The 24,758-nt window shown below is 52.5% G+C and carries 27 protein-coding genes and 1 other annotated feature; all 27 genes read right to left on the reverse strand.

Features of this window, described 5'->3' with window-relative positions:
- Positions 1–25: 25 nt before the first annotated feature.
- Complete coding sequence (gene yajC, locus VF260_00265) at positions 26–343, reverse strand: preprotein translocase subunit YajC (GenBank protein ID HEX7055616.1); 318 nt, start codon at positions 341–343, stop codon at positions 26–28.
- A 14-nt stretch (positions 344–357) separates the two neighbouring features.
- Positions 358–1,491, reverse strand: coding sequence for a tRNA guanosine(34) transglycosylase Tgt (tgt, locus tag VF260_00270; protein ID HEX7055617.1), 1,134 nt, complete (start codon positions 1,489–1,491; stop codon positions 358–360).
- Positions 1,492–1,500: 9 nt separating this feature from the next.
- Entirely contained in the window at positions 1,501–2,541 is a 1,041-nt protein-coding gene (gene queA, locus VF260_00275; GenBank protein ID HEX7055618.1) for a tRNA preQ1(34) S-adenosylmethionine ribosyltransferase-isomerase QueA, read from the reverse strand.
- A 5-nt stretch (positions 2,542–2,546) separates the two neighbouring features.
- A complete protein-coding gene (locus tag VF260_00280) occupies positions 2,547–4,634 on the reverse strand; it encodes a SpoIID/LytB domain-containing protein (GenBank protein HEX7055619.1) in 2,088 nt (695 codons plus the stop codon).
- Positions 4,635–4,756: 122 nt separating this feature from the next.
- A complete protein-coding gene (gene ruvB, locus VF260_00285; GenBank protein HEX7055620.1) occupies positions 4,757–5,758 on the reverse strand; it encodes a Holliday junction branch migration DNA helicase RuvB in 1,002 nt (333 codons plus the stop codon).
- Between the two features lie 611 nt (positions 5,759–6,369).
- Positions 6,370–6,987 (reverse strand): Holliday junction branch migration protein RuvA, encoded by a 618-nt coding sequence (gene ruvA / locus VF260_00290; GenBank protein ID HEX7055621.1) that lies wholly within the window; start codon positions 6,985–6,987, stop codon positions 6,370–6,372.
- A complete protein-coding gene (ruvC, locus tag VF260_00295) occupies positions 6,984–7,511 on the reverse strand; it encodes a crossover junction endodeoxyribonuclease RuvC (protein HEX7055622.1) in 528 nt (175 codons plus the stop codon). Before ruvC ends, ruvA begins: the two co-directional genes overlap by 4 nt.
- A gap of 108 nt (positions 7,512–7,619) precedes the next feature.
- Positions 7,620–8,264 carry a BofC C-terminal domain-containing protein gene (locus VF260_00300; GenBank protein ID HEX7055623.1) on the reverse strand — a complete coding sequence of 215 codons (645 nt, stop codon included), beginning with the start codon at positions 8,262–8,264 and terminating at the stop codon, positions 7,620–7,622.
- A 71-nt stretch (positions 8,265–8,335) separates the two neighbouring features.
- Positions 8,336–9,523, reverse strand: a complete 1,188-nt coding sequence (locus VF260_00305; protein ID HEX7055624.1) for a LysM peptidoglycan-binding domain-containing protein — start codon at positions 9,521–9,523, stop codon at positions 8,336–8,338.
- Positions 9,524–9,736: 213 nt separating this feature from the next.
- The gene (gene ilvE, locus VF260_00310) at positions 9,737–10,618 is read right to left on the reverse strand and encodes a branched-chain-amino-acid transaminase (GenBank protein ID HEX7055625.1); all 882 of its coding nucleotides are present in this window, start codon (positions 10,616–10,618) and stop codon (positions 9,737–9,739) included.
- Positions 10,615–11,493, reverse strand: coding sequence for a prephenate dehydratase (gene pheA / locus VF260_00315; GenBank protein HEX7055626.1), 879 nt, complete (start codon positions 11,491–11,493; stop codon positions 10,615–10,617). Before pheA ends, ilvE begins: the two co-directional genes overlap by 4 nt.
- Positions 11,487–12,458, reverse strand: a complete 972-nt coding sequence (thrB, locus tag VF260_00320) for a homoserine kinase (GenBank protein ID HEX7055627.1) — start codon at positions 12,456–12,458, stop codon at positions 11,487–11,489. Before thrB ends, pheA begins: the two co-directional genes overlap by 7 nt.
- Before the next feature lie 44 nt (positions 12,459–12,502).
- Positions 12,503–13,789 carry a homoserine dehydrogenase gene (locus VF260_00325; protein ID HEX7055628.1) on the reverse strand — a complete coding sequence of 429 codons (1,287 nt, stop codon included), beginning with the start codon at positions 13,787–13,789 and terminating at the stop codon, positions 12,503–12,505.
- Between the two features lie 33 nt (positions 13,790–13,822).
- Entirely contained in the window at positions 13,823–14,293 is a 471-nt protein-coding gene (locus VF260_00330) for an ACT domain-containing protein (GenBank protein ID HEX7055629.1), read from the reverse strand.
- A gap of 115 nt (positions 14,294–14,408) precedes the next feature.
- The gene (gene obgE / locus VF260_00335; protein ID HEX7055630.1) at positions 14,409–15,707 is read right to left on the reverse strand and encodes a GTPase ObgE; all 1,299 of its coding nucleotides are present in this window, start codon (positions 15,705–15,707) and stop codon (positions 14,409–14,411) included.
- Between the two features lie 37 nt (positions 15,708–15,744).
- Complete coding sequence (locus VF260_00340) at positions 15,745–16,491, reverse strand: Spo0B domain-containing protein (GenBank protein HEX7055631.1); 747 nt, start codon at positions 16,489–16,491, stop codon at positions 15,745–15,747.
- Between the two features lie 116 nt (positions 16,492–16,607).
- The gene (gene rpmA, locus VF260_00345; GenBank protein ID HEX7055632.1) at positions 16,608–16,916 is read right to left on the reverse strand and encodes a 50S ribosomal protein L27; all 309 of its coding nucleotides are present in this window, start codon (positions 16,914–16,916) and stop codon (positions 16,608–16,610) included.
- Between the two features lie 15 nt (positions 16,917–16,931).
- Positions 16,932–17,270 (reverse strand): ribosomal-processing cysteine protease Prp, encoded by a 339-nt coding sequence (locus VF260_00350; GenBank protein ID HEX7055633.1) that lies wholly within the window; start codon positions 17,268–17,270, stop codon positions 16,932–16,934.
- A 9-nt stretch (positions 17,271–17,279) separates the two neighbouring features.
- On the reverse strand, positions 17,280–17,591 hold the full coding sequence (gene rplU, locus VF260_00355; protein ID HEX7055634.1) for a 50S ribosomal protein L21: 312 nt from the start codon (positions 17,589–17,591) through the stop codon (positions 17,280–17,282).
- A gap of 12 nt (positions 17,592–17,603) precedes the next feature.
- Positions 17,604–17,684: a sequence feature (ribosomal protein L21 leader region), on the reverse strand.
- A 54-nt stretch (positions 17,685–17,738) separates the two neighbouring features.
- Positions 17,739–18,989 carry an Rne/Rng family ribonuclease gene (locus VF260_00360; GenBank protein ID HEX7055635.1) on the reverse strand — a complete coding sequence of 417 codons (1,251 nt, stop codon included), beginning with the start codon at positions 18,987–18,989 and terminating at the stop codon, positions 17,739–17,741.
- 55 nt (positions 18,990–19,044) lie between these two features.
- A complete protein-coding gene (locus VF260_00365) occupies positions 19,045–19,920 on the reverse strand; it encodes a M50 family metallopeptidase (protein ID HEX7055636.1) in 876 nt (291 codons plus the stop codon).
- Positions 19,913–20,773, reverse strand: coding sequence for a M23 family metallopeptidase (locus tag VF260_00370; GenBank protein ID HEX7055637.1), 861 nt, complete (start codon positions 20,771–20,773; stop codon positions 19,913–19,915). Before VF260_00370 ends, VF260_00365 begins: the two co-directional genes overlap by 8 nt.
- A gap of 108 nt (positions 20,774–20,881) precedes the next feature.
- The gene (locus VF260_00375) at positions 20,882–22,027 is read right to left on the reverse strand and encodes an FtsW/RodA/SpoVE family cell cycle protein (GenBank protein ID HEX7055638.1); all 1,146 of its coding nucleotides are present in this window, start codon (positions 22,025–22,027) and stop codon (positions 20,882–20,884) included.
- A gap of 6 nt (positions 22,028–22,033) precedes the next feature.
- The gene (gene minD, locus VF260_00380) at positions 22,034–22,828 is read right to left on the reverse strand and encodes a septum site-determining protein MinD (GenBank protein HEX7055639.1); all 795 of its coding nucleotides are present in this window, start codon (positions 22,826–22,828) and stop codon (positions 22,034–22,036) included.
- Between the two features lie 25 nt (positions 22,829–22,853).
- Complete coding sequence (gene minC / locus VF260_00385; GenBank protein HEX7055640.1) at positions 22,854–23,501, reverse strand: septum site-determining protein MinC; 648 nt, start codon at positions 23,499–23,501, stop codon at positions 22,854–22,856.
- A 68-nt stretch (positions 23,502–23,569) separates the two neighbouring features.
- Positions 23,570–24,103: a rod shape-determining protein MreD gene (gene mreD / locus VF260_00390; protein ID HEX7055641.1), complete on the reverse strand. Its 534-nt coding sequence runs from the start codon at positions 24,101–24,103 to the stop codon at positions 23,570–23,572.
- Positions 24,104–24,111: 8 nt separating this feature from the next.
- Positions 24,112–24,758: rod shape-determining protein MreC (gene mreC, locus VF260_00395; protein ID HEX7055642.1), on the reverse strand; the 647-nt coding region annotated here is incomplete at its 5' end.

The raw sequence follows: 24,758 nt of genomic DNA on the forward strand, positions 1-24,758 counted from the left end.
TTTTTTTCGCGATATGTATCAAGTTTCAGCTGTTCGTTTTTTCCGCCTGCGCCGTAACGCTGCTGATGGCCGTACGGTCAAACGTAAGCTTTGTGGTATCGTTGACTTTCAAAATGACCGTATCTTCGTTCAATTCCTGAATGGTGCCGTGTATTCCGCCGATCGTCACGATTTTATCGCCTTTTTTCAAATCCCGCAACATGGCGGTGCGCGCTTTTTGCCTTTTTTGCTGCGGCCGAATAAGCAAGAAGTAAAACACGGCAAACATCAGCACGAATGGAAGAACGAGCGTCGTCAACGTCGAACCGGCGGTGGCAGTTTGTTCAGCTGCAATATTAAGCATGGTGTCCCCTCCTTTCAAAAACCGCGATCATCGTCATACAAGCCGTATTCGGCGAACAATTCGTCGCGAAAATCAAGCAGCCTGTCTTCGCGAATAGCCTGTCTGACGTTTTCCATTAAATGGAGCAAAAAGTGCAAATTGTGAATCGTTGTGAGCCGAATGCCGAATATTTCATCCGCTTTTATCAAATGCCTGATGTAGGCCCGGGAATAATTGCGGCATGTATAGCAATCGCACGCCGGATCAAGCGGGCCAAAATCGCGGGCATACCGGGCGTTGCGAATCACAAGTCTGCCCCGGCTGGTCATGGTTGTCCCGTTTCTGGCAATGCGCGTAGGCAGAACGCAATCGAACATGTCGATGCCGCGGACAACCCCCTCCAACAATGCGTCGGGCGATCCAACGCCCATCAGATAACGCGGCTTGTTTGCCGGCAACAGCGGGATGACCGACTCCAGCATTTCATACATCATCGGCTTCGGTTCACCTACGCTGAGCCCCCCAATAGCATACCCCGGGAAATCCATGGAAGTCAACTGATAGGCGCTTGTTTTTCGCAAATCTTTATAAACTCCGCCTTGCACAATCGCGAACAACGCCTGATCGTGCGGCCTGGCGTGGCTTTGCAGACAACGTTCAGCCCATCTGGTCGTTCGTTCCAGCGACTGTTTGACATAGTCATATTCCGCGGGATACGGCGGGCATTCGTCAAATGCCATGATAATGTCCGCGCCTAGCGCATTTTCAATTTCCATCGCTTTTTCCGGCGAAAGAAACAGCTTGTCCCCGTTTAAATGGGAGCGGAATTCAACCCCTTCTTCCGATATTTTGCGGTTTTCGCTCAAGCTGAACACTTGAAAGCCTCCGCTGTCTGTCAGAATGGAGCGATCCCAGTTCATAAATCTGTGCAAGCCGCCCGCTTCCCGCACAACTTCATGGCCCGGGCGCAAAAACAAATGGTACGTATTGCTTAAAATGATGTGCGCATTCATCGCCTTCAATTCTTCCGGGCTCATCGCTTTTACCGTAGCCTGCGTTCCGACCGGCATAAATACGGGCGTATCAATCACGCCGTGGGGAGTATGGAGGCGGCCAAGCCTCGCTCCCGATTGTTTGCATGTTTTGATCAATTCATATGTGACTGCCACAAGTTCACCTCAATAAATAAACATTGCATCGCCAAAACTGAAAAAGCGGTACTTTTGCGCAATCGCCTCATTATAAGCTTGCAAAACCGTCGTTCTGCCGGCAAAAGCGCTGACCAGCATTAATAGCGTCGACTTCGGCAAATGAAAATTCGTCAGCAGCGCGTCTACCATTGTAAACTTGTAGCCTGGGTAAATAAAGATGTCTGTCCAACCGGCGCACGGGGCAAACTCGCTATCGCCATACAAGTTTCCCAATGTCTCCAGGGTTCGCGCGCTCGTCGTCCCGACCGCGACGATTCTGCCTCCGTTTTTGCGGGCGTCGTTCAATATGCTCGCGGTTTCTCCGTTCAAGATGTAATATTCGGCATGCATCTTGTGTTCTTCAATCTTCCCTGCGCTGACCGGACGAAACGTGCCAAGCCCCACATGCAAAGTCACGTAAGCGATGCGAATTCCGGCCTGGGCAATTTCTTCAAGCAGTTCCTGCGTAAAATGCAGCCCAGCCGTCGGCGCCGCCGCTGACCCTTCATACCGGGCATATACGGTCTGATACCGGTCTTTGTCTTGCAGACGTTCATGTATATACGGAGGAAGCGGCATTTCGCCCAACTCATCCAATATTTCAGGAAAAATTCCGCGATAAGAAAAACGGACGATTTTCCCGCCTTCCGGCCTGTCTTCTTCAACGATCGCCGTCAACAGCGGCGCATGACCGCCGCCGAATTCGATTACGCTGCCGGCCTTTAATCGTTTGGCCGGGCGGGCAAGCGCCTCCCATCTGTCGGAGCCCAAATTGCGCAGCAGCAGCAATTCCGCTTTTGCGCCGGTATGCTTTTTCACTCCTAACAATCTGGCCGGAATGACCTTTGAATCATTCAATACAAGCGTGTCGCCAGGCTGCAAAAAATACACGATATCAGTAAAACGCCGATGTCCGATTTCGCCGGTGCGGCGATTCAACGTCATCAGCCGCGAACCGGTGCGCGTTGCCGACGGCGTCTGCGCGATCAACGCCTCGGGAAGGGCAAATTGAAACAGCTCGATATCCATTCATGTCATTCCTTCACGATCTGAACACCTTTGTAATAGTATTGCAGAATATATTTGTAGTCATACTGCAAGTCCGCCAACGCGCGGGCGCCCCATTGCGACATGCCGAGTCCGTGCCCGTTGCCCAGCCCGATAAACCGGTACTGCACATCGCTCGTAGCCAAACGCACGTTGCCCGCATGATTTACGATAAAGTATTCGGGAGCGGATAACGCAATTGCCCGGGAAATACCGTTTGGCGTAGCGGCGGACGAACCGGATATAACGGCCAGCTTGCCGCCCGTTCCGGCAAGGGTGCGCATTTTCCCGCCGGCTCCAAGCACTGTCAGCTTGCCCGTCTCCTCCACAGCAAACCGTGTGCTCGGCACCCCTTGCATGGCGGAGCGATAAGTATCCGGTCGCGCCACCTGAATGTCGGCGCCGTCGGCCTGCATTTTAACGACACGTCCGGATGGGCCTCTTGCGGTGACGGTTAGCGACTTGGGCGGGCTCTTGAGCGGCGCTTCGGCATATTGATTGATGGCGGAGAGCATTTCTTCAGCCGTAAAGGGACCGCGAATCCAGTTAAACGAATTGGACTCGATCGCCTGGTCGAATACGATCATTTTATCGCCTTTCATCACCTGGGCAATCGGCGGATTCGCCACATTGTCGACATATGGCGCTTTACGGACGTTTACGTTGCTTTCCGTCGCCGTCACAACAGATAATCCGAGCGCATTTTTTTCCCCGGTGTCCGCAACAAAATCCGAGCGGATATAGCCGGTCTCGCCGTTAGCAAGCACGACGCGGTCCCACACCAGTTTGCCGTTTTGGGCGTCTTGGTCCGGGCTCATCACGCTTTGGATATAATCGATCGGCGTTCCCCAGATTTCTGTCGGATCCGCGCTCAGCCCGCCGCCGTTGGAATAGTAGAACGGGGTAATCAACCCGTCGGCGTTGACCAACACTTCGCCTTTTGTTTGCTCGACCGCCTTAATGGCATCCGGAAATTCCCTGCTCAATCCATAATAAGCCTGATCGAATGTGGTATCGGAAATATTGGCGATTTTATATTTCATTCCCAGCGTCAACGCGTACGTTCTCGCCGCGACCGCCTGCGCTTTCAACGCTTCCAGCGGCCAGTCGGCGCTTAGCTCCGAACCGACAACCGAGTACAAATATTGTTCGAACGGAAGCTGGTTAATAACAGCCAATTTCCCGTTGAATTGGCTTATTTCAATAGCGCCGCGATACGTACGGCCGTACCTCTCCGCCACCTTAATTCCGGAACCCTTGGCGGTTACCCAAACTTTTTCGCTGTTCGCCTGAAAGAACAAATGCGCTACCGCCGAATTGGCACTTGCCGACTGGGAAACTTCGATTCTTTTCAACAAATAGGGCATCGCCGGGTCAACCGGCGTTAACACCAGGCCGGGCATTGCTTTCCTAGCCAGCGCCTGCACCGCCGCCAGCTTGTCCGGCGATGTTTCTTCGCCAACCCATACGCCAAAAGCGGGGGCGCCCGATGCGACATAGGCAACAACGTTGGCGGTGATCCCCGCATCGTTTAAAGAATTGCACAGGGCGTCAGCCTGCGCTTCGCTGGCAAATTTGCCGGCGCTTACATGATAGGGGCCCGTCACAATCGGCGACAATCCGCCGGGGCCTTTTGCCGCGACCAGTTCCGCCGCATTTTGCGAAGCGTAATGCCCCGTATAGACAACATACAACGGCTTTCCGCTTTTGCGCGTGGAAAAAATATACGGATTAAGTCCGGCTGCCTGCAATTGCCCGTACACCGTTTTCGCGCGATTATAATCCCCGATGGCAATCCATTTTAGCATATATTGATCCATGCTGAAACGGACCGGCTCGTCTTTGGCGGCCATCAGCGTATGCACGCCGTCCGCCTGATTGATGCCGATCTGCAGTTCGGACGCGGACAGCGTCACTGCCGGCACGGTTCCGCGGCTGTCAATAAACAGGCTCACCCTGATCTCATCCAGCTTGGGGATTGCTGCATATGTACGGGATTCCGGCGTTGCCAAACCGGTCAAAAAAAATGCGCCTATGAAAAGTACGATCATTACAACTCGCGTCAATTTGGCCATGCGACAAAAACTTCCCTCCGTTTGCTTTTCTCTACATTAGACGGCATTTTTCGCGCAAAGTTGCTGAAAAATCGGCATAAAATGGACAGGAAGCGTTCATTTGCGCCGGGACATGCGCTTCATTACTTTTCCGGATATGGAATGCCCAGGTGATCGTAAGCCAGTTTCGTAACCGTTCGCCCGCGCGGAGTGCGCTGCAAAAAGCCGATCTGCAGCAAATACGGTTCATAGACGTCTTCGATCGTCTGACTTTCTTCTCCGATGGATGCGGCGATCGTATCGAGCCCTACGGGCCCTCCGCCGAAATGCCGGATGACCGTGTGCAGCATTTTATGGTCGATCGCGTCCAGTCCCAAACGGTCAATCTGGATATGCGCGAGCGCCGTATTCGCCAATTCCGGGGTTATGATGCCGTCTCCCTTCACTTGCGCGAAATCGCGCACCCGTTTCAGAAGCCGGTTGGCAATTCGCGGCGTTCCCCGCGATCGCATGGCGATTTGCCTTGCGGCATCCCCGATTGTCTTGACATGCAAAATATCCGCCGCCCGGGAAACGATAAACGTCAGCTCCTCCACCGTATAAAATTCGAGGCGGCTAACCACGCCAAAGCGGTCGCGCAAAGGCGAAGACAACAGACCGGCGCGGGTAGTCGCGCCGATTAAAGTAAAGTTCGGCAAATCAAGGCGCACCGACCGGGCGCTGGGACCTTTGCCGATCATGATGTCGAGGGAGAAATCTTCCATCGCCGGGTACAGCACTTCCTCAACGGTGCGGTGCAACCGGTGGATTTCGTCGATAAACAGCACATCGCCATCCTGCAAGTTGGTCAAAATGGCGGCCAAATCGCCGGGGCGTTCGATCGCCGGGCCGGATGTGGTGCGGATATGAACGCCCAATTCGTTTGCGATAATATTGGACAACGTCGTTTTCCCCAATCCCGGCGGCCCGTACAACAGCACATGATCCAGCGCTTCTTTGCGCATTTTCGCCGCTTCGATAAACACTTTCAGATTTTCTTTGACTTGCGCCTGCCCGATATACTCCGACAAATACCGGGGGCGAAGACTGTAATCATCCGTTCCGTCCTCCATCATGAAATTGGCGGATATGATGCGGTCCTCCATCCAGTCCCCGTTGTCAAGAACGGATATATGTTGCGCGTCTTGACAAAACGGTTTCCCCTCCTTGCTTATTTCATTTTTCCGGCCGGTTAAGTCTGCGGAATAGCTAATTGCGGCCTAAGCCTCCCCAAAGCTTGCCGATTAAAACCCGGTCGGTTTGCCGACTGACGGCTTTTTTCGCTAGCCGGCTGAAACTTGATCGGTTTGCCGACTGACGGCTTTTTTCGCCAAAAATCTCGTTCGATTTTCCGGCCGGCAACTTTTAAAGGTCGTAGGAGAGCTTATTTGGCTCAATTTGACCGCTTTTTGATTCTAACGGTCGTGAGAGAGCCTATTCCGGCATTTTTCCTGATATTCGAGAGTTGTAACGTCAATTAGCCTCCACTGCGTCCGTTAAAATTTCAAATCGGCCTTTTTTCGGCAAATAGCCTCTGCTACGACCGTTAGCGTTGGGCGGGGTGGTAATCGACCCGTTTTAGCGCCAAGCTGAGAGGTAATCGACCCGTTTTAGCGCCGGGCGGAGGGGTAATTCCTCCCGTAATTGCGTTGCGCGGGGTGGCGACCCGTCTCGTTTTGGCGTTGCGCCGCGGAGTTTGAGGTCCCGCGCCGGAGGCCTACTTTTTGTAGAGCGCCTGCAGCGCAAGCTTCAACAGGACATCCGGTTTATCCGACGTTTCCGCTTTATCGCGGATCGCCGCCCACGCCGCTTCCGTTTCCGCTTCCGTATAACCCAATGCCAACAGCCCGGCTTTTGCTTCCGCCCAAGGGGAAGCGCCGCTATCAGCGGATAATTCCCTCTCTGCGGCGTTGATGCCGGCAACGGTTGTCGGCGCAACTCCCAATTTGTCTTTCAAATCCAGAATAATCCGCTGCGCCGTCTTTTTGCCGATTCCCGGCAGGCGCGTCAAATAGGCGATGTTTTCTTGCCGTATGGAAGCGATGATGGCGTCGGGAGTCCCTCCCGATAAAACGCCGAGCGCCACCTTCGGGCCGATCCCGCTTACATCCAGCAGTTGGCGAAATAAAGCCTGCTCCTGCCTGGTGGCAAACCCGAACAAAAGCGTCGCGTACTCGCGCACATAATAATGGATATAAACCGTAACCGCTTCATTTTCGCGTTTGGCGAACACATAAGGATTTGCGCAAAATACCCGATATCCGACGCCGCCAACGTCGATTACGACATAATCTTCGGCAACGTGGGCGACACTCCCGCGCAAAAAATCGATCATCGTCTGTTTGCTCCGTTCAATTTATCGTTTAATGCCGAGGAATGGGCATGGCAAATCGCCACGGCCAACGCGTCGGCCACGTCGTCGGGCTTGGGCGTCTCCGGCAGATTTAAAAACATGCGGATCATATCCTGCACTTGGTGCTTCTCGGCTTTCCCGTAGCCGACAATTGCCTGTTTCACTTGCAGCGGAGTGTATTCGCCAATTGTGAGCCCCTTCATTTCCGCAGCCAACATAATGATGCCCCTCGCTTGTCCGACCGAGAAAGCCGTTGTCACGTTGCGGTTAAAATACAGCTTTTCCAATCCCAGCGTATCGGGCCGGTACTTGTCGATCAACTTAAGCAGCGTTTCAAAAATGATGCGCAGCCGTTTGGCCGAATCCATATGCGCCGGCGTTTGAATGCTGCCGTATTGAACCGGGACAAGCTTGCTGCCTTTTTGATCAATAAAGCCGAAACCAACAATCGCAATTCCAGGGTCGATGCCCAATATCCGCAAAAAGTTCTCTCCCGTCTGCACCATGCGAACATATGTACACTCCCATTATAAACGACCATTCGGCGAATGTCATGAAAAAAAACGGCCCGATTTGCAAAATCGGAGCCGCCCGAATAACTGTGCAATGTCATGCTATTGTGTGAGTGTAGTTGCCTTCACCGCGAAATCGCTAAATGTGGACAGAACGCTGGTATATTCCGCATAATCGCGAATGCGGATGCCGTCATACAACTGTTTCACCGTTTCGACGGGGAGACTGGATTTCAACTGGGCAATATCCAGTTGAAAAAAGGTGCGGACCGCGCGCTTCTCTGACGGAAGCCCGTCAAACAACGTCAGATTGCCGTTCTCGTCAAGTCCGAAGTAGGCGTTTTCCTTGCATTTCGCCGATAAATCGTTGATTTTTTCCGTCAGTTCGATGCGGTCAAATGTAGTTTTTTCCAATCTTAAGCCGGGATGCTGCGTAAGAAGCGACTGCACTTCCCGCAGCGTTTTGCTGCCCAGATGGGTCGTCTCTTCACCGCAGGCGTATTGCCGATGCAAGATTACTTCCTTTTTGCCGTCCTTATCCGGGCTTGCCGGCAAATTCACGGCGCTTGCCGCCGCCGGATTTGCCGGCGCACCCGAAACAAGCGCGAGCGAGCTTGCGGCAAACCCCGGGAAAAGCAAACTTAACAGCGCTAGCAGGCAAGCTATACACCAAAATGCGAGCGATAACCGGTTGCGTTTTTTCCGCAGCCGCTTTTTCAACTGTTTGAGCATATTCGCATAATTCACCGCTATCGCCTTCCATACCGATTTTGTACCTAGTGTAACCGCATGGAATTTGCTTTATGCGGCTTGCCCGTTCATGTATTGATCCACGGAAGGCTGGTTTTGGCAAACGGTTCATCGTAGAGCAAATTTTTTTGCCCGATGTCGCCGCCGGTACTTTTTCCGTTCGCGTGTTTTCCGCGTGTTTTGGAGCTTTTCCGGTTACGATGCTGCTTGCTAGCGTGGCGCTGCGCGGAAGCGTGCACGTCCGGCTTATCCGCATCTTTTTTGCTGTCCACGGCGTTATCCGGCAATTGCAAAGGGACTGTGCCATGCGGAGCGGTTGACATGTCGCTTCCGGCAGTCCAGGGCATCGGATATTGATAGATGTTCACCTGCGGGTCCGCAGCGTACGCCATATAGGATACGGGAAAAGGCTGGGCATACGGCGGCATGTGCAAAGCGGCGTACGGCGCTTGCATGGTCGGATACCCCGTCGGGGCCGTCAGTTGGGCAGCCGGTTGAGCATAAGGATGATAAAACGGCTGCTGGGCGGCGGGATGCTTGCATCCGCAATCGTTGCCCGGCATATACTGCGGTGAAACAAACAGCGGCGCAGACGGGTAGGCAGGCGGAAGCATTTGCGCCGCAGCCTTTTTTTCCGGATGAATGGCGGAAGACGCTTCGGTGGCCGGGACCTTGAACTGGGCAAACAGATCATCAATCTTTTTGCTCATATTGCCAAGATCGGACTCGTCGGCAAACACAAACGGTTGCCCGGATTCGGGAACTTGCGCGACATTCACATCCTGATTGGAAACAGACAGATCCATCGCGCCGTGAATATTGCCCAAATCCGTGTCCAGCGCGGACTGCTCCGCCGATTGCGGCGGCTCGCCTTGCATTTGCGGCGCAATGGATTGTTGCGACTGATGCGGCGATTCGGCACCGGATTTCGGGATAAACACCGTTTCGCCGGTCAGCAACACATTGGGGTTTTTCAAGTGGGGATTAAACGCGATGAGCGATTGCAGCGGCACATTCCACGCTTTGGACAATTTCCACAACGTATCCCCCTGTTGCACAATATGTTTGTACGCTACCGATTCGTCCGGCGGCGCAACAGGCGCCGCGCCATGCGGAATCTTGATTTTCATACCCGGCGCGATTTCGTCCGGATCGGCAATTTGCGGGTTAGCCGATAGCAGCGTCTCCAGATCGACATGGTATTTTTCCGCGATTTGAAAAAGGGTATCCCCCTTTTTGACAATATGAAGTTTCACGTCGTCAAAACCTCCCACAACATCAAAATGCTTTGCAGATTGGTCATTCGGTTCAATCGTTAATACATGTTATGCGGGAAATGGGCGGATGACATCAAAAACGTGAAAAACTTCTGAGGCAAGAGCAAAAACGAAACGGATAAAAAAGAAAAAAGGAAGACTAAACCGCGGCACGGTTTGCCTTCCTTTTTTACGCCTCATGAAATTTTCCGTTTAATATTGCACTTTATAACCGTCTTCGTTTACAATCTTGCGGAATTCTTCAAGCAGCTTCAACGTGATAGGACCCGCTTTGCCTTCTCCGATGGTGCGTCCGTCCACTTCCCGCACGGCGATCACCTCGGCGGCTGTCCCCGTAAAGAATACCTCGTCGGCGACATATACATCATGGAGCGTAAACGGCTCTTCTTTCAGCTTGTAGCCGATCCGTTCGCAAATTTCGATGATGGCCATGCGCGTGATGCCTCCCAGAGCGCCAACGTAACATGGAGGCGTATAGACAATGCCGTTCTTTACTATGAAGATGTTGTCGGATGAACCTTCGGCGACATACCCTTGCGCGTTCAGCATAATCGCTTCGCCCACTTCGGCAAGGTTGGCCTGAATTTTCACCAGAATGTTGTTCAAATAATTAAGCGATTTGATTTTCGGATTCAATGCGTCGGGAATATTGCGCCGCTGCGATACGCTGATTGTGCGCAACCCTAACCGGTAAGCTTCTTCCGAATATATCGCCAATTGTTCGACGATCACGATCACATTCGGATGCGGCGAACGTCTGGGATCGAGCCCCAAATCGCCGGGGCCGCGGGATACGACCAAGCGGATATAACCGTCTTTCAAGCCGTTGCGGCGTATCGTTTCCGCCAGCACTTCCTGCATTTCCTGTGGGGAAAGCGGAATGTCAAGCTTGATTGATTTTGCGGAATCGTACAGGCGCTGCAAATGTTCCTTGCATTTGAAAATGTTGCCGTTGTAAACGCGGATGCCTTCGAAAATGCCGTCTCCGTATAGAAAACCGTGGTCGTACACGGACACCTTTGCGTTTTCTTTGGTTACATACTCGCCGTTTAAATAAATGACTTGTGCCATCAATCTTGCACCTCCGAATTTATTATATCATATGAATAGCTTGGATAACTCCCCATCAAACGCACCCGGCAACCGATCGCTTCAATTTCCGCAATGGCGGCCGGCAGCAGCACCGAATCCATGGACGCTTCCACATCGATATAAAAATAATAACTGCCCAGCCGCTTTTTGGTCGGTCGCGATTCGATCTTCGACAGGTTGATGCGCCGCCATGCAAACGCCGACAACACTTGGTGCAAACCGCCCGGATAGTCCTCCGGCTGCGCCACGATAATCGACGTCTTGCATTTAGGCGAAGGCTTTAACGGTATAGGCTTATTGCCCACAATGATAAAGCGGGTCAAATTGTTTTGATGCTCGCCGATATCCTTTTTCAGCAAATCCAATCCGTACATGTTGGCCGCCGACGCCGTGCCGATCGCCGCCAGTCCATGGTCGCCGCGCTCTTTCACAAGCCTTACTCCCTCGGCGGTGCTGGGCACATGCTCATATTCCGCTTCAGGCAAATGCGTCCGCAAAAAAGTGTGGCATTGCGCGATGGCAACCGGTATCGAGATGACTCTGCGAATGCGGCTTAAGTCATCGCCGCCCTGATCGGCGGAAAAGCCGATTAAATTTTGCACGGAGGGATAAGTCCATTCCGCCAAAATCGGCATATCGACCTCATGGACCAGAAAATCCATGTGCGCGTTGACCGAGCCGTCAATCGTATTCTCGATCGGAACGACGCTTGCGTCCGTCTTTCCGTGCGCGGTCGCCAAAAAAACATCGGAAATAACCCTGAAAGGGATAAGTTCAACATCCTCTCCGGCAAAAAACCAAGCAGCCGATTCGTGTGACACCGTACCTTCAGGACCAAGGTAAGCGATCCTTAACATTGCCGGATTTCCCCTTTTTTGTTTGCGCTTAATTTACAACTTTCGCCCCCGTCTGTCAATAGCGTAGCGCCCTCGGCGCTGGGATGCAAAAATATCGTCTTATACGGCATGCCAAGTCCGGCATACGTATCGGCGAGAAAACGCTCCAAGCGCGTCCGGTTGCCGCTTGTCTGATCAATGAGCGTCAGGATTGTCGGACCGGCTCCGCTTAACGCCGCCGCCAATGCCCCATGATCCGTCGCATTGCGCAAAATCGCCTCCATTCCTGGAATGAGCGGCGCGCGATAAGGCTGATGCAACCGGTCCCGCATCGCAAATTCGAGCAACGACAAGTTGCCGGTTGCCAACGCGGCCACCAACAGCGACGAATGGCTCAGATTGTGGACGGCATCCTGCATGGCAACCTGCTTGGGCAAAAGGCCCCGCGCTTGTTCCGTCGCCAATGTGAATTCCGGAATGACCGCGATCACCGCCAGGCGCGGATCCGGTTCGATTCTGACACATTCCGCGCGGTCGCCGTCCCAGGACGACACAACGATGCCGCCGAACAAGGAGGCGCCGACATTGTCAGGGTGGTTTTCCAACCGGGTCGCCAGCTGCAAAAGGTCGCGCCGCGCAAGCGGCTCGCCCAGCAAAGCGTTTGCCGCAACCATGCCGCCGACGATGGCGGCGGCGCTGCTGCCCAGTCCGCGGGTTAACGGAATATCGCTTTTAATGGTAATGTTCAACTCCGGCGGCGGCTCGCCGACAGCCGCATATACGTTGCACGCAGACTCGTAAATCAGGTTGGTTTTATCCAGCGGTACGCCTTGCGTATTTGCATCCAACAGTTCAATTTTCGTTTTTTCTGCTATGTCCATTTCGATCCAGGCGAACAGATTGAGTGCCATTCCCAGGCTGTCAAAACCCGGTCCAAGATTCGCCGTGCTGGCGGGAACCTTCACCGTAACGCTGCCTTGCTTCATCCGTTTCCACCTTCAAGCCTGCGTCCCATGCGGGAAAACTCCTTTCATTCGACAACGCGGTATACGCTTTTGATTTTATGCACGACGCTTGCCTGTTCCAGCTTGGCAATCACCCGCTTGATGCTTGCGCGGCTGGCGTCATGGGTGATGATCACGATTTCGGCCGACGGATTTTGCTCATTCGGCTGCTGAATGACAGACTCGAGACTAACCTCCGCTTCCGCAAATATTTGCGTAATTTGCGCCAAAACGCCGGCTTTATCCGCTACATGCAGCAACAGGAATTGTTTGGCGACGATTTCCTCGTCGCTTTGCATTTTCGCTTCTTTGCTGGGCAGCGCGGATTTTCGGCCGCTCACGCCCAATTTCAAATTTTTCACCACAGCCACAATATCGGCCACAACCGATGTGGCTGTCGGCATTTCGCCCGCCCCGGGGCCGTAAAACATCGTTTCCCCGACCGCTTCGCCGTATACGTAGACCGCGTTATACACTCCGCTGACCGAAGCGAGCGGATGCGTCTTTTTCACCATGACGGGTTCAACGTCCACGCTTAATCTGCCGTCTTTGCTTTCCGCAATCCCGAGCAGTTTGACTTCATAGCCTAACGATTTGGCATAAGCGATATCTTCCTTGCCGACGCCGGAAATTCCTTTTACGCTCACATCGTCGAAAGAAACGCCGGCATGGAAGCCCAGGCGGGATAAAATCGTCATTTTATAAGCGGCGTCATAGCCTTCCACATCGGAGGTCGGATCGCTTTCCGCATACCCCAACCGCTGCGCTTCCGCCAAAACGTCGTGATAAGATGCGCCATCGCTGGACATTTTGCTGAGGATGTAATTTGTTGTGCCATTTACAATGCCCATTATTTTGGTGATGCGGTCGGAGGAAAAGCCCTCCACCAGCGTGCGCAAAATCGGGACCCCTCCGGCTACGCTGGCTTCATACAAAACATCGCAGCGCTTTTCCGCAGCTTTGGCAAGAATTTCTTGTCCGTGGCGGGCGATTAAATCCTTATTCGCCGTCACAATCTGCTTGCCCTGTTCCAATGCGGACAACATATAGTTTTTGGCCGGTTCGATGCCGCCGATCACTTCCACGATAATGTCGATCTCCGGATGGTTGACCACTTCCCACGGATCGCACGTCAATTTTCGCCGGTCGACATCGACGGTCCGCGCTTTATCCACATTTTGCACCAAAATCTTCTCGATCTCGATCGGACAGCCCGTTTGCAGCTGCAAATCTTCCTGATGCCCCTCGATCATCTTGACTACGCCCGTTCCGACCGTGCCAAGCCCGAGCAGACCGATTTTGATTGGTTTCATCATGATTCCTCCCCCAGATGTTTTCCAAAACTGCTATCCTTGTCCGATCACAGCGCTCTGTCTTACCCCGTCCAAATCCGCCAGCGAGCGCATCAAATCGGGAAACGGGCTGCTCATATCGGAAGTATCCATCGTAATGACCACATTGGCCATCCCTTGCAACGGAATCGTCTGATGGATGGTCAACACGTTGCCTTGATGCGCGGCTATCATCGACAACACTTGCGAAAGCACGCCCGACTGATGCTTTAGATCAAGGGAAATGGTGACGATCCGTTCGCGCTGCCATTTATTTAGCGAATGAACGGAGTCTTTGTATTTGTAAAACGCGCTGCGGCTCAATCCCACTTTTTCCACCGCGTCATGAATCGTTTTGGCTTCCCCCTGCGCCAACAATTGTTTAACCTTGATCGTTTTTAGAACCGCCTCGGGCAACACGTCTTCATGCACGAGATAATAACGTTGGTCGTGGGGAGCAATAAGTGCGGACCTGCGCTGATGCACGTGAAATCGTCCTTTCACGGAAAACCTTTGTACTCATATAGTGGACATTATAACGGAATCATCGGCTTAAAGCAACAGACAACTGTGCGCGGCGATACGGCCTGGCGCGCTTTTATTACTCGCGATCCACAAATTCGAATTCATAATCGCCGATTCGAACAATGCTGCCGTCTTTGGCGCCGTGCTCCCGCAGCGCCTGTTCTACGCCTTTCTTGCGCAATATGCGGGAAAAACGCTGGAACGCGTCATATGAATTCAGATGAATCCGCTCGACCATTCGTTGCAAATCGGCATGTTCCACAATAAAGACATCGTTCTCCCGGCGTATGCGCGGCGCTTCCTCATTTTTTTCCGGCAATCTGTAAACAATATGGTCATCGTTTTGGGCAAGCTCCGCTTCAGCATGTTGCGGCAGCGCATCCAGCATGTCCGCCAATTTGTACAATAGCGGCGCAAGTCCCGAATGGGTGACGGCGGAAACGGGAAAAACTGCGGCATTATGCGATTGCCTGGCCAGCTTGCTTGTGAATTCTCGCAAATGTTCATCCGCTCCGGGAATATCCATCTTATTGGCGATAATAACCTGCGGGCGCCGCGGCAGTTGTTCGCTGTACAAAGCCAATTCTTCGTTGATCTTGACAAAATCCTGGTACGGGTCGCGCCCTTCCGTTGCCGCCATGTCGATTACATGCGCAATGATTTTGGTCCGCTCGATGTGGCGCAAAAATTCATGCCCCAAACCGACGCCCTGATGGGCGCCTTCGATCAATCCCGGCAGATCGGCCAGCACAAAGCTGCGGCCGTCCGCAATGTTAACCACTCCCAAATTCGGCGTCAACGTGGTGAAATGATAAGAGCCGATTTTCGGCCTAGCCGCAGTGACGACCGACAGCAAAGTCGATTTGCCGACGCTCGGGTATCCGACCAGACCGACATCCGCCATCAGTTTCAATTCCAACACAACCCAACGTTCTTCTCCCGGCTCGCCTTTTTCCGATATATAAGGGGCCGGCGTCACCGGATTGGCAAAACGCATGTTTCCTCTGCCGCCGCGGCCGCCTTTTGCGATCACAACTTCCTGATTATGGCGGGTAAGATCGGCAATGATTTCCTTGGTGTCGTCATCCGTTACAACGGTGCCCGGAGGCACGCGCACGATTAAGGGCGCGGCATTGGCTCCCTGCATTGCTTTCGTTTTGCCTTTTTCGCCGCGTTCCGCTTTAAAATGCTTTTGATAGCGGAAATCCATCAAGGTGCGCAAACCTTCGTCCACGCGAAAAACGACATCGCCGCCGCGACCGCCGTCGCCGCCGGACGGCCCGCCCTGCTCGACATATTTCTCCCGGCGAAACGCGATGATGCCGTCACCGCCGTCGCCGCCTTTTACAAAAATTTTCGCTTTATCGACAAACATGCCGTTTATTCACTCCAACAAGCAAATATTTTGGATATCAAGCGCTAAACGGAATCCGCAGTTCGACATTCGCCCCGCCGTCGCGAAAATCGCGGCTGCTTTCCAGGTTGCCGCCCGCTTGCTTTATTGTTCGCTCCAGACGATTGGCCAATTCGGCGCCGTCATAGCCGCCTGTATATGCGAAGTCAAGAATGAGATGGCGCTCGTCCACGTTTATGTACAACCTGAGATTGCCCGGAGGAGTAGAGACCGCCGCCGCGTGCTCGCAAAAAGCGGTAACCACGCCGGACATGACGCCCCGGATTTTCTCGCCCGCAAGCGGAAGTTCGGACAAATTTACATCTTCCGCCAACGAAATATCCAACTTTAGCGGCGATTGTTTGACTCGCAAGGCAAACAAACCGGAAACCAAAGACGGAATGCCGATTCGGCTGATGTTTCCGTCAATCGCCAACTTGTCCCTGGCGTGCAAAATCGCGGAAAGAACCGAATCGGTTTTTTTAAGCTGCGCATACCCGTACAGCACTTGCAAGTCGTTCATCCAATCATGCCGAAATTGATTCAAGATGCCGAGCCATTCATGATGGATCGCCTCGGCGCGATTTTTCCAATCGTTTTCCGACCGTTTTTGCCCCAATCGTCTCCAAACGAGCATGCCGCATATGAACATGACTGCCGCGGCCAGGCGGTAAACCCACCATGGCAAAAATACCGTAAGCGCCAAACCGGCCGCCGCCACGCCTAAGGCAATCAACTGATTCATTTGCCGCTTTTTCTTTTCCATAACCAACCTCGTCGATGGTACTTGGACCGACTTAACCTTTCCAAAGTATACCACAAAAAAAGGCGTCACGACCAAAAACCCCGGCGATAATTCGCCGGGGTTCACGTTCAGAAGTTTTATGCTTCCGCAGCAACCGCTTGTTCGGTGCTTGCGGGATAAACGCTCACTTTTTTGCGGTCGCGGCCCCACCGTTCAAATTTGACGACGCCTTCTACGAGGGCGAACAGCGTATCGTCGGAGCCGATGCCGACATTGGCGCCCGGGTGAATCTTCGTTCCGCGTTGGCGCACCAAAATGTTGCCCGCTTTTACCACTTGCCCGTCGGCACGTTTCACACCGAGGCGCTTCGCAATGCTGTCGCGTCCGTTCTTTGTCGAACCTACCCCTTTTTTCGAAGCAAACAACTGCAAATCAAGCTTTAGCACAGGTGTCACCCTCCTTCAAATAAATTCTTCCTGAATTTCAATATATGGGCCGTAAGACTCTTTGATCGATTGCAGTGAAACGAGCATCGCTTCCAGCAGAAGTTGCACATCCTTGAAGCTGTCGGCGATGGCATCGGCCTGAGGCAGCTCCACCGCCAGTTTGCCTTTGCGCATGGCCGCGGGTAACGCGACATGCAGCAACTCCTGAATCGCATTTACCGTACCTACCGTAATGGCGGATACGCCCGCACATACGATGTCTTTGCCGGCTTCGGCAAAATTGGCGTGCCCGGTTACGGAAAACGCGCGGATGCTGCGGTCAACTGCCTGTCGTGTAACAATAACGCGAATCATATGCCGCCTTTAAGCTTGAATCTTGTCGATGACAACTTTGGTATAAGGTTGGCGATGGCCTTGTTTGCGGCGGTAGTTCTTTTTCGGCTTGTACTTGAAAACGATCAATTTCTTGCCCTTGCCGTGTTTTTCTACTTTTGCCGTTACGGCTGCACCGGAAACGTAGGGCGATCCGGCCACCAAACCGTTATCCTTCGCCACGGCCAGCACGCGGTCGAAAGTCACGCTTGCGCCTTCTTCCGCATCCAGCTTCTCGATGTAAAGGACGTCCCCTTCTTGCACTTTATACTGTTTGCCGCCGGTTTCAATAATGGCGTACATGGTTGCACCTCCTCATAGTTTGAGACTCGCCGAAGCAGGTGGCGCTTCATCTTGAGCGCACTTCGTACCCGTTTCGCGCGGTTGCGGCTATGCGCAGCAACACACTGAAGTATTTTATCATAGCGGATTCGGGAAAGCAAACAATTTTTACGGCTGCGATTTGTCCGGCTGCGGAGCCATTCCCGTGCCGCCGCAAACAGGACATTTCTCCGGCAAAAAGGCGTTTATGCTGTTGCGCACCTTTTTGCGGGTAATTTCCAACAGCCCGAGTCTCGTCCACCCGACCACCAACGTTTTCGTACGGTCCCGCTTGGCGACCTCGGCAAAACGTCTGGCGATCTCTTCACGGTGCTCTTCCTTTTCCATATCGATAAAATCGACGATCACGATCCCGCCGACATCTTTTACCCGCAGCAACAGGGCGATCTCTTCCGCCGCTTCCAGATTCGTCCTGAGCGCCGTTTCCTCCAGATCAACGCTGCCGGTATACTTGCCGGTGTTCACATCAATGACGGTAAGCGCCTCGGTATGGTCAACGACGATATATCCCCCGCTTTTTAACCAGATTTTCGGGTTAAACAGTTTGCGCAATTGTTCACTAACTCCATACGTGTCGCAGATCGGCTCATTGCCGCCGTACAAGTGCAAGCGGTCCGCAAAAATGGGGGAAATGTCCATAAGCAGCCGGCGCAATTCGCGGTGTTTCGCTTTGCTGTCGATGATGATCTCGTCCACGTCATCTGTCAACACATCCCGCACAATGCGCGGCAGCATGTCCGGCTCCCGATACACGCAATCCCCGGGTTTGGCGTCTTTGCTCTTTTGCCGGACGGATTGCCACAAATCGCGCAAATACGCCAAATCATACGCCAGCGCTTCGTCCGCCTCGCCTTCCGCAACCGTGCGAAAGATCAACCCTTCTCCCGGCAACAAGAGCTTCTCCCCGATTGATTTTAGCCGCTCCCGTTCCGGTTCCGACTCGATTTTCCGGGAAACGCCGACATAAGCGGCTTCGGGCATATATACGACCCACCGCCCGGGCAGCGAAAAATGCGTCGTTACTTTCGCGCCTTTCGTACCGACGGGGTCTTTCATGACCTGAACAAGCAGTTCATCGCCTTCATGCAGCAATTGCGCGATATTCGGCTTTATTTTCAGCTCTTTATCCGGATTTTGCGGCAGCAGATCGTCGATATACAGAAAAGCGTTTTTGCCGCAATGAATATCGATGAAAGCCGCCTGCATTCCCGGCAGCACGTTTACGACCCGGCCTTTATAAATATTGCCGACCATTTGCCGCATTTCCTGCTTTTCCGAAAAAATTTCCAAGAGCCGCTGTTCGTCCATCAGCGCAACGAGAGTGGAATTTTGCTCGCAATGAATCACTATCCGCCTCATGTCAGAAAGCCTCCGGTCCTAAGCAAGGTTGCGAAACATTCCGTCTATTTCTATCTTACCTGAAAAGTTCCGAAACTGCACTGTCGGGACGAAATTCCGTCAAATATTTATGCAGCACGCGGTTTTCCGTCAAGATGCCTTGCAATTCTCCCGTCGTTTCCACCACATAAAAAAAATGATAGCATGGGCGGTGAATCGACCTCACCAATTGCTGCAGCTTCTTTTCGGGAGTAACCGCGAGCGGGCGGGCGCGCATACCCGTTTTGCCGTTCTTGGCCAGATGCAACTCACGGTGAAACAGAAACCGCAAAAAAACATAATGCACATTTTTGAGATCGCACCAATTCGTATAAGCCAAAAAACATCCGACGACAGCGAGATTCAGCTGCACCCCGGATGTTCGCAAAGGGAGAAGCGCGACAAGGATCATGGCGCAACTGAGCGCCATGCTGGCCTTTAGGCAGACGGCGAGCGTACGGTAATAACCTGCCCACAAACTGATCACGGACTGGACGATTTTTCCGCCGTCAAGCGGCAAGATCGGCAGCAAATTAAACAAGATGATAAGCCTGTTCGACTCAATAAAAAACATGCTCCATTGTTCTCCCCAAACGCCGAAATGTCGCATGCCCCAAGCAAAAACAATCATGACCACATTTTGTAGCGGTCCCGCAATCGAAACCGCCAGTTCTTCGCTGACCCTGTTTTTGCCCTGGCTGTCCATCTCGGCAACGCCGCCGAAGGGCAACAGCCTGACTTCCTTGACTTTCCAGCCGAACGCCTTCGCGGCCATGACATGGCCGAGTTCATGAATCAGGACGATCGTAAACAACGTCGCCGCTTCCACCAGATAGCCTGTCAAGAGCGACAACAGCATCACTACTGCGAACAAGGAATGAAAGCGGAAAACGATTCCGCACAGTTTAATCAAACGGGATCACATCCGTTGGGGGGATCGGCTGCCTGTCCTTAGCCAGGGAAAAATAAAAATTGGCCTGATCCGCTCGCCCGCTTCCGTCTGCCGCGACGGTCCCCAATGAATCTCCTTTCCTGATCCAGTCGTTCACGCTTACATTCGTTTGGGCCAACCATCCATAGGTGCTCACCCATCCTTTTGCGTGCTGCACCCGAACGGTCAGTCCGGTCTCTGGCAGTCTGCCCGCATAAACGACACGGCCTTCTTCCACAGCCTGAACGGCGCTTCCGTCCGGCGCATGCACCCACACGCCCAGCGGGCCGTCTTCTTCAGTCCGCACAATATGCCCCGCCGTCGGCGCAAGCATCGCATCCTGGTCAAATACCTTGACCGCCTTGCGCAAGTTATGTTGCAGCGCCGGAAGAACAGCCGGAAACCCTGAAAATGTGCGTTCATACCAAAGCGCAACCGCCGCGGTATCCAAATCTTCCGTCAACGCCCGGGTCACCCATGCTTTGGCGGCGTCTGTTCCGGGAATATGCGCGCGAAACAGCGCCCATATTCCGAAAAACAACAGCGCACAAATAAAAATTTTGCCGCCCAGTTGCGTTTTGGAAGGCGGAGCCATCCACTCGCGAAAGCTTCGTTCCTCCTCCGCGCGGTCCCGCTCGTAACGATCTTCGTCCCAGCCGAATTGCTTGCGCCGCAAATTCCACACATACTCGGGGTCCGAAAGCCGGCTGTCCTCCGTTTGGGGAAGGCGGGGCTGTACGGCGCCGCTTTTCGCCGCATCCGGCTGCCGCGGCTCCGCCAAAATGGCTTTGATGCGCGCAATCCTGCGCTTTTTGATATTTTCTTTTACCGTCACGATGAACCCTCCGATCCCGTCGGCGCATTTGCTTCATTCATATGACTTGTCTCATTTTTTTATGAATGGAAACAGTGGCGAACCGGAGGGCAGCAAAAACAAGGGAAATTAGAAAGGAGGCAACTCTTCCTGGTGGACTTTGATGCTTAAGACCAGCCCCAACGAAAGCATATTGATCAGTACGGAGGTTCCGCCATAACTGACAAACGGCAGGGTGATGCCGGTCAAAGGCATAATGCCGATCAGCATGCCGACATTTTCAAATATTTGAAATACAAACATCGAAACGATGCCGAATATGATGATCGCTCCGCTTAAATCGCTGCACTGAATGGCGGTCAAAATCAAACGGTAAATAAGCAAAAAATAAAGCACAAGCAATACAGACGACCCGATAAACCCGAACTCCTCGCCGATGACGGCAAAAATCGAATCGGAAAACGGCAAAGGAACGCGGCTGTGCACCGAATTGCCCCGCAAAAAGCCTTCGCCGTGCAGTTCGCCCGAACCGATGGCGATTTTGGCGTTGTTGACCTGATAAGCATCGTCGTTGGAGACGCTTTCCGGGTGCAAAAACGTGTCGATGCGGTCCATCCAGTGTTCACTGTGATGTTTTTCCAAAAAACCGTACAATTGCTGGTGGTAGGCGCCGTACAAAAATAAAAACAGCGCCAGAAACGCCGCGAAAGCCGCCAATCCGATCAACACATACGAATACTTGATGTTGCCGATCCACAGCATCCCGACCAGAATAACCAGGTAAATGATGGCGTTGCCCAAATCGGGCTGAATCAAAACAAGCATAAACGGCAGCAGCACAATTCCGCCGATCGGCATAATATCCCGCACCAGTTCCAGATGTTCGCCTTCCTTGCGCGAGATATATTTGGCGATCGCCACGATTAAAATGATTTTCATCAATTCGGCCGGCTGAAAATTGAATCCCAACGGCAGTTCAAACCAGCTGCGCGCGCCATTGATTTCCACGCCAAAAAAATAAACGGCAATCAACATCAGAATGCCGAACAAATACGAATACAACGACGTTTTCAACAAAATTCGGTAATCGACAAGAATCATGCCGAAAAAGACAAGAAAGCCGAGAACATAGTTTAAAATATTTTTTATATACAGATGGGAGCTGAAAAATCTGGTATTGTACGTCGCGCTGTAAATCAGCACCGAACTGATGATCATGAACAAAAAAAGAATCGCGACGATCGTCCAATCGATTTTGCGGAAAGAAACAAGCACTTGCTCTCATCCTATCCCAAAAAGCTTTTTCATTTTATGCATGACACCCTTCTTGATTTCCAGCGGCATAAGCGGGACGGTATCGCCAAGAATCCTCCTGGCAATATTGCGGTAAGCGATCGCCGCTTTCGCGGCCGGATCCATCACCGTCGGTTCACCGGTGTTGGCGGCCTTGATGACATGCTCGTCGTCGGGAACGATTCCCAACAAATCAATCGCCAAAACGGAGCATATTTCATCAATATCCAACATTTCGCCTTTTTTTACCATGTTGGGACGGATACGATTGATTATCAGTTTCGGGTCGCGGATATGTTCAGCTTCCAACAGGCCGATAATCCGGTCGGCATCGCGCACCGCGGCGTTTTCCGGCGTGGTCACAACGATCGCCCGTTCCGCGCCGGCGACAGCGTTTTTAAAGCCGTGTTCGATTCCGGCAGGACAATCAATCAGGACATATTCGAATTCCAATTTTAATTGCGTAACAATCTTTTTCATATCGTCCGGAGTTACAGCGAGCTTGTCTTTCGTTTGCGCGGCGGGCAACAAATACAGTTCGTCAAACCGTTTATCTTTAATTAAAGCCTGCGGCAACCGGCAGCGGCCTTCCACCACATCGACCAGGTCGAAGACAATACGGTTTTCCAGGCCCATCACAACATCCAGATTGCGCAGACCGATGTCCGTATCAACCATGCAAACTTTTTTCCCCAAAAGCGCGAGCGCCGTGCCGACGTTAGCCGAAGTTGTCGTTTTGCCAACGCCGCCTTTGCCGGACGTCACTACAATTGCCTCTCCCAACGTGTTTCACTCCTTCAAAGTTTCCTCACCATTCCATATTGCCCGGGCGGATGCGGTGCAACTGCGATAGCTTGTCGATATTCATTTTGTCGTCTTCCAGATAGGCAAACTCCATGAACATTTCCCCGGATTCCCACTCGTCGGGGGGCCTGCTGATGATGTGGGCGATTCTGAGTTGCGTCGGATGCAGGTGGGATGCGGCGATTACTGCTTGCGCATTGCCGTTCGCACCGGCGTGCGCGATCCCCCTTAACGAGCCCATCACATAAATATCGCCGGTGCAAGATATCGTGCCGCCGGGATTGACATCGCCGATCAAGAGCAGATTGCCTTCATGATGAACCGTTTGCCCGGAACGGATCATGCCTTTGATCACTTTGAACGAAGGTGCGCTTTTGCCTGCCCTGCTGCCCGCTTCGAGCGATTTGATCAAGAGATTGCCGCGCCGGCCGATCGTATTGCGGATCAATGTTTCCTCCTCCGCGGAGAGTTTGCGTTCCCCCAATTTGACAGTCACCGAAATAAGCGGCCCGGTCAATATTTGGTGATGGGTGGTTTCCAGCTTGTCCTTAAGCTCACTGAGCAATTCCGCAAATGTGCAGTTGTCGTCCAACAAAAAAACAAGCCCGTCCTTGACGCCTTTAATCGTCACATGATGTTTTGCAGTGGACATGGACGCTGTTACCTCCCAAATAAAACTATTCTTTAGAGGTCGGAAAATTTCCTGCCCGACAATCGATTTCAACTCTTTATTTCATCTTTTCCGGCCCTGCGCGGCGCTCCTTCGAAATATAAGCGAAAGGGAACGTACAAAACCAGCGCGATCAGCATATTGATTAGCAGACTGGGCAATATTGAATGGTAGAGGACATAGCCAAGCGCGTAATCCGTCACGGCAAAAAAATGATAGATGCCAAAAAGCAGCAAATCATAAGCAATCAAACCATAGGCCAGCACGATTAAATTGGCCGTAAGCGTGATGCGCCCGCGGTTGTAAAAAATCCCGATAAAATAACCGACAACGCCTAACGTAAACATATGCGGCCCCAGCATATGCCCATAATAAAAAACATCCTGCAACAGTCCGAAAACCAAACCGTAAACAAGCGCCGCGTGCCTGTTGACGTAAAGAGCCACAAACATAATTCCGATCGGCAAAAAATGCGGTGACAACTTCATCGCGTCCGTCCAGCCGGCCGGAATCAGCCAAGGAAACAGCGAGCCGTCGCAAACAAACAGACCGAACAAAACAAGCCAGAGGAAACGGTAGCGCATGTCTCACCTCACTGTTGCGGATTCTCGATCACAAACAGCACGGTGCCCGGCTTATAGGTAGCGGCGGGCTTTACATAAGCTTTGTAAGTGATGCCGAAATCCCCTTCCTTTTTCGAGACCACTTGGCCGATTACAATTCCCGCCGGAAACAATTCGCCCAACCCGGATGTGATCACCGTGTCACCGGTTGCGATTTCTTTGCTTTGTTCATCGGGAATTTTATTCATGACAAGAAAGCCCAACTCGTTATCGAAGCTTTCGATCATGCCGAATACGTCGTCTTTTCCTTTGATTGTAGCGGAAATTCCCTTGCTTGTGTCCATTTTATAATCAACATCTTTGTAAATAATGTCGGAAATAAGCTGAACGGTGGCATAATACGGCGTGACTCGCTCAATTCGGCCAATCAGCCCGTCGGGAGAGACAACCGCCATATCTTCGCGAATGCCGTCTTTGCTGCCCAAATTGATCTTGATCGTCGTGTTGTAGAGAGGGTCGGGGCTGATTGCCACCGCATAGGCCGCATGCCAAATATAATGATTTTGCTGCTGTTGGCGCTCGGTGAAGCCCAGCGCTTTTTGCAATTGTTTATTTTGCATTTCCAACGCATTCAGCCTTGCCGTATCGCGGGCATACTGCAAAAGCCTGCGTTTCA

This window comes from Bacilli bacterium (assembly GCA_036381315.1).
In the GTDB taxonomy this organism is placed as follows: Bacteria; Bacillota; Bacilli; order Paenibacillales; family KCTC-25726; genus DASVDB01.

Bases quoted from the DNA above. Each gene is read 5' to 3' on its own strand.
- yajC (HEX7055616.1), bottom strand. From the start codon at position 343: ATGCTTAATATTGCAGCTGAACAAACTGCCACCGCCGGTTCGACGTTG.
- queA (HEX7055618.1), bottom strand. From the start codon at position 2,541: ATGGATATCGAGCTGTTTCAATTTGCCCTTCCCGAGGCGTTGATCGCG.
- VF260_00280 (HEX7055619.1), bottom strand. From the start codon at position 4,634: ATGGCCAAATTGACGCGAGTTGTAATGATCGTACTTTTCATAGGCGCA.
- ruvB (HEX7055620.1), bottom strand. From the start codon at position 5,758: ATGGAGGACCGCATCATATCCGCCAATTTCATGATGGAGGACGGAACG.
- ruvA (HEX7055621.1), bottom strand. From the start codon at position 6,987: ATGATCGATTTTTTGCGCGGGAGTGTCGCCCACGTTGCCGAAGATTAT.
- ruvC (HEX7055622.1), bottom strand. From the start codon at position 7,511: ATGGTGCAGACGGGAGAGAACTTTTTGCGGATATTGGGCATCGACCCT.
- pheA (HEX7055626.1), bottom strand. From the start codon at position 11,493: ATGTTAAGGATCGCTTACCTTGGTCCTGAAGGTACGGTGTCACACGAA.
- thrB (HEX7055627.1), bottom strand. From the start codon at position 12,458: ATGAAGCAAGGCAGCGTTACGGTGAAGGTTCCCGCCAGCACGGCGAAT.
- VF260_00325 (HEX7055628.1), bottom strand. From the start codon at position 13,789: ATGAAACCAATCAAAATCGGTCTGCTCGGGCTTGGCACGGTCGGAACG.
- obgE (HEX7055630.1), bottom strand. From the start codon at position 15,707: ATGTTTGTCGATAAAGCGAAAATTTTTGTAAAAGGCGGCGACGGCGGT.
- VF260_00340 (HEX7055631.1), bottom strand. From the start codon at position 16,491: ATGGAAAAGAAAAAGCGGCAAATGAATCAGTTGATTGCCTTAGGCGTG.
- VF260_00350 (HEX7055633.1), bottom strand. From the start codon at position 17,270: ATGATTCGCGTTATTGTTACACGACAGGCAGTTGACCGCAGCATCCGC.
- rplU (HEX7055634.1), bottom strand. From the start codon at position 17,591: ATGTACGCCATTATTGAAACCGGCGGCAAACAGTATAAAGTGCAAGAA.
- VF260_00360 (HEX7055635.1), bottom strand. From the start codon at position 18,989: ATGAGGCGGATAGTGATTCATTGCGAGCAAAATTCCACTCTCGTTGCG.
- minC (HEX7055640.1), bottom strand. From the start codon at position 23,501: ATGTCCACTGCAAAACATCATGTGACGATTAAAGGCGTCAAGGACGGG.
- mreD (HEX7055641.1), bottom strand. From the start codon at position 24,103: ATGCGCTACCGTTTCCTCTGGCTTGTTTTGTTCGGTCTGTTTGTTTGC.